Below are 3058 nucleotides of genomic sequence, written 5' to 3'. Positions count from 1 at the left end.
GAGCACGCCGATGTCGACAAACTGGCCACGGCACTGCTGACCGCGCTGCAGGGCGGACTACTGCTCACCAAGACGCTGCGCGACGCCGAGCCACTGTCGACCGCACTGCACACCACGATCGACCACATCGCCTCCTTCGCCGCCGTATCGACCACCTGATCACCGACGGGCAGGACGGACGGATCATCTTCGGGTTTACGTCCCGCTACCCGTTCGGGTCCGAGCCCAAGCGCGTCACCGTGGCTCGACGCGAAGAGTTGTCTGGCAGTTGGCGAACTCAGCCGGCGGGCACGTGCGACGCGATGTCTCACAGCGCCCGGAACCGTCAAAACCCCGTGCCGTGCACCTCGTGTCCCGGTGTTTCCGCGTTCAGGCCACGGTAGGCCTGTTCGACGGTGGCCCCGTGGTTGAGCACCGCGTCGACCTCGCGGGCGATCGGCATGTTGATCTCGTACCGATTGGCGAAATCAATGATCACGCTGGCGGTCCGGACGCCCTCGGCGACTTGATTCATCGACGCGATGATCTCCTCCAAGGTCTTACCGGCCCCGAGTTGCTCGCCGACGTGGCGGTTGCGGCTGCGCTGGCTGGTGCAGGTGACGATGAGGTCGCCCAAGCCGGCCAGGCCGGCGAAGGTATCGCGGCGCCCGCCCATGGCTTCGCCGAGTTTGGACATTTCCCGCACTGCTCGGGCCATCACCATGGCGCGCGTGTTCTCGCCGATGCCAATTGAATAGCCCATGCCGACGGCGATCGCGTAGACATTCTTCAAGGCACCGGCCATCTCGACCCCCACCACGTCGTCGGTGGTGTACACCCGAAACTGACTGGTGCGGAACAACGAAGCGAGCTGAGCGGCCATATGTTGGTCCGGCATCGCCAGTACGGCCGCCGCCGCATAGCCTTCGCCCACCTCGCGGGCGATGTTCGGTCCGGCGAGCGTGCCGGCTGGGTGCCCGGGTAGCACCTCGTCCACGATCTCCGACATCCGCATGTCGGAGTTTTGCTCGAGACCCTTGACCAACGACACCACCGGCACCCACGGCCGAAGCTCCGCGGCCAGGGCGGTGAGCACCCCTCGAAAACCGTGGGACGGCACGGCCATCACGACGATGTCCGCGCAGTTGGCCGCCTCGGCGAAATCGGTGGTCGCACGAAGCGTATCGGTCAACTTCACCTCGTGGCCCAGATAGCGGGTGTTGGTGTGGTTGTCGTTGATGTCGGCGGCGGTGTCCGCTGAGCGTACCCACTGCAATGTCGGTCCGCGGCGGGCGCAGATGGACGCAACGGTGGTGCCCCAGGACCCGCCGCCGAACACAACAATCTTTGGGTGGGGTTGTGTGGTTGCCATATTCCTCAACGCATTGATGTAGTCGGGCCAGAGTTGCCCGGCCGATTCTGATCGGGCTGTCGACGTCCAACTCGTCGGTGACTCGATTTCGGCAACATTTTTAAATAATTTTTAGGTGATCGCCGAAATTGCGGGCCGGTCGGCAGATGACCATTACTTCGTCAAGCAAGAAATAATCATCCCCTGACGGTGCGCAGTGCCCGACCCTAGTTCAAAAGTCTTCCCGGTGCATGTCACAGGGCATGAGAGACGGGTCACATGTTGTCCGTAGTATGACCTTACTCAACCTGCGCTCATATGTCACCACTGAGAAAGACATTTGAAACCCGTTGCCGACGAGGCGGAATCAGATCGTGGTACAGTCGGACGTCGAGTCGTTATGTACTCGTTAAAGGCCGATTTAGAAGCTCTCGATAACGCGGAATGCTAGGGTAACTACTTGTTATTCTCGCGACCAGATGAAATGAGGCAATCCCACATTGGCTACACTCACGCGCGAACACGATTGTTTGTTGTTGGACTTGGACGGAACGTTGTACCGCGGGCAGCAAGTCACCGAATGTGCGGTTCAGTCGTTGGATGATTCTCCGAGTCGTAAGTTGTTCATCACCAACAACGCATCGCGCACGCCGGAGGATGTGGCAGCACACCTGCGCGACCTCGGTTTTACGGCCGACGGCGACGATGTCGCCACAGCCGCGCAGAGCGCTGCGCGACTGTTGGCTGAGCTGCTGCCATCCGGGTCGCGGGTGCTGGTGGTCGGTGCGCCGGCGCTGGCCGACGAGGTCGTCGCGGCCGGGCTGCGGCCGGTTTCGCAGTTTCACGACGACCCGGTCGCAGTAGTGCAGGGTCTGAGCTTCGACACCAACTGGTCTGACCTGGCTGAGGCGACGTTGGCCATCCGAGACGGTGCCGTTTGGGTGGCGGCAAACCTAGACCGCACGATCCCCACCGAGCGTGGCCTGGTGCCGTGCAATGGCTCCATGGTCGCCGCGTTACAGGCGGCCACCGAGGCCGAGCCGCAGGTCGCCGGCAAGCCCGCACCGACGATGATCATTGATGCGGCTAATCGTGCTGACTGCCGCGCACCGCTGGTGGTGGGCGACCGGGTAGACACCGATATCGCCGGCGCTAATGCGGCTGGCCTGCCCAGCATGCTGGTACTCAGCGGGGCGAATACTGTGCTGAACATGCTCCAGGCGGAAACGGGACTGCGACCGACTTATGTCGGCCACGACTTGCGCTCACTGCATGAGGACAGGGACTTGCTCGCGATCGGGCCGCAGTCGGCATGGGACGTCGAAATTTTTGACTCCGGCGCCACCGTCTTCGCAACCGGGAAACATCAGTTCGACGACGGGTTATCGGTTGTTCGCGCGGTCGCATCAGCGGTGTGGGACGCGAACTTCGATGGCCAGTCGTTCACGATCGGGGCCGGCGACAACGATGCCTCCGAGGCGTTGAACCGCTGGTCGCTGATATCCGAGGACAGCGAAGTCGGGCGGGTCGAACTGGTCGGCTAGTGCCTGTTGGCGCGGCCGAACACCATCTTCTCGTCGAGACGGTAGAAGCGGTAGTCGAGGGCGTCGGCGAAGTAGTTCTGTCGCACGTTCCATAGCCTCTGGCGCCCGACGTGGGGAGCGCGTGCGGTGCCCGCAGCACCCGCTGTTGGTCGAACTGAAGGCGACGAACAAGCGGCAGCTCTCC

The 3058-nt window shown here is 62.7% G+C and carries 2 protein-coding genes and 1 pseudogene; 1 reads left to right on the top strand and 2 read right to left on the bottom strand.

Annotated features, from left to right (window positions below; translation table 11 throughout):
* Positions 1–325 precede the first annotated feature (325 nt).
* On the bottom strand, positions 326–1351 hold the full coding sequence (locus tag ABDV69_RS20825; protein ID WP_343577694.1) for an NAD(P)H-dependent glycerol-3-phosphate dehydrogenase: 1026 nt from the start codon (positions 1349–1351) through the stop codon (positions 326–328).
* Positions 1352–1830: 479 nt separating this feature from the next.
* On the opposite strand from ABDV69_RS20825, the gene ABDV69_RS20820 reads away from it, so the two are divergent.
* Positions 1831–2874: an HAD-IIA family hydrolase gene (locus ABDV69_RS20820; RefSeq protein ID WP_343577692.1), complete on the top strand. Its 1044-nt coding sequence runs from the start codon at positions 1831–1833 to the stop codon at positions 2872–2874.
* On the opposite strand, the pseudogene ABDV69_RS20815 reads toward ABDV69_RS20820, so the two are convergent.
* Positions 2871–3058: pseudogene (locus ABDV69_RS20815) on the bottom strand (FAD-dependent oxidoreductase); the annotation flags it as partial. The gene ABDV69_RS20820 and the pseudogene ABDV69_RS20815 overlap by 4 nt on opposite strands.

Origin of the sequence: Mycobacterium sp. (assembly GCF_039583785.1) — a bacterium.
Lineage (GTDB): Bacteria > Actinomycetota > Actinomycetes > Mycobacteriales > Mycobacteriaceae > Mycobacterium.
This window is presented reverse-complemented; position numbering and strand designations above follow the sequence as displayed.